1 protein-coding gene is annotated in these 1,575 nt (G+C 70.0%); it reads left to right on the top strand.

Going from position 1 to position 1,575, the window contains the following annotated elements:
- Positions 1–56 precede the first annotated feature (56 nt).
- A complete protein-coding gene (locus ACFY00_RS38095; protein ID WP_388038871.1) occupies positions 57–1,295 on the top strand; it encodes an IS701 family transposase in 1,239 nt (412 codons plus the stop codon).
- Positions 1,296–1,575: the final 280 nt, after the last annotated feature.

Raw genomic sequence — 1,575 nt, 5'->3', positions numbered from 1 at the left:
CTAGTAGTACTTCGTTACGTTGAGCGATCTTGCCTGTTGGTGGGCATCTTCTGGGTGTGAAGCTGGGGGATGTGGAGCGGCTCCGGGGCGAGTTGGCGGAGTTCGTGGGTGATGTGTTCGGGTCGTTGCCGCGGCGGGACCAGCGGCGGTGGGGTGCGTGTTACCTGCGGGGTCTGATGCTGGACGGTCGGCGCAAGTCGATCCAGCCGATGGCCGCGCGATTGCCGGACGGGGACATGCAGGCTCTGCAGCAGTTCGTGAACCAGTCGCCGTGGGATCCGCTGCCGGTACGGAGACGGATCGCGCGGCGGCTGTCGGAGGCGATCGCGCCGCAGGTGTGGGTGATCGACGACGTGTCGTTCCCCAAGTGCGGTCGGGCTTCTGCCGGAGTGGCCCGGCAGTACTGCGGAGCACTGGGCAAGCGGGCGAACTGCCAAGTCGCGGTCAGCGTCCACGCTGCCACCGACAGCGCGTCGTGCCCGCTGGAGTGGCAGTTGTACCTGCCCCGGGAGTGGGCGGACGATCTTGAGCGGTGCCGCCGGGCGGGCGTCCCGGAGGGCACCGTCCACCAGGAGAAGTGGCGTCTGGCGCTGGGCCTGCTGGACAACGTGTCCGGGTGGGGGCTCGAGGCTCCGGTGGTGGTCGCCGACGCGGGCTACGGCGTCAGCACACCTTTCCGCCACGGCCTGGAGGAGCGGGGCATGTCCTACGTCCTCGCCCTGACCGGGAAGGAAGTGGCCCACGAGCTGGAGGCCGAGCCGTACCGCCCCGACTACGGCGGGCTGGGGCCGCCCACGCTTGCCCGCTACCGGACGGCGCCTCGCTCCCTCGCGCTTCACGCGGCCGACGCGGCTGCCGCCGGCCGTTTCACCGAGGTCCTCTGGCGGCAGGGCAGCAGAGGACCGATGACATCGAGGTTCGCGGTCATGGCCGTACGGCCGGCGGGCAAGCAGTCCCTCGCCGCCGCCCAGACGGCGGGCGGTGGACGCAGCCGGTGGGACGGCGTCCTGCCCGCCGCCACCGTCCTGGTGGAGTGGCCCGCCGGTCATGACGCCCCGACCGGCTACTGGATATCCAACCTGCCGCCCGACACGCCCGTCGCCGACCTGGCGCGATGGGCGAAGATGCGCTGGCGCGTCGAGCACGACTACCGCGAGCTCAAACATGGCCTGGGCCTGGACCACTTCGAGGGACGGACCTGGCGCGGCTGGCACCACCACGTCACCCTCGTCACCGCCGCCCAGGCCTTCCTCACCCTCAGGCGGCTCGACCCAAAAGTCCGAACGCCGGCCTGACCCTCTACCAGGTCCTTGACCTGTTCCAGGACCTGTTGAAGGGCTGGACCGGCACCTGCACCACCTGCAACCGCCCCCTGCCCCGCATGAGAACCAGACACCGAAGCAGAGGCAGAACCTAACGAAGTACTACTAGGCCCTGTCCGGCCGGTCTTGCCGGGCGCACGACGCCAGGCATCCCGCCTGGAAGCACCGGCACAACACCCAAGTACATCCAGTACGAGGGCGTCGTGCCGGCACTCCCAGCCGGGCGCCCGACGCCGCGCGCTGATCCGACAAG

It is taken from the genome of Kitasatospora sp. NPDC001540 (assembly GCF_042894345.1).
GTDB classification, from domain to species: domain Bacteria; phylum Actinomycetota; class Actinomycetes; order Streptomycetales; family Streptomycetaceae; genus Kitasatospora; species Kitasatospora phosalacinea_C.
Note: the sequence above shows the minus strand (reverse complement) of the source record. Positions and strands in the feature narration are given on the sequence as shown.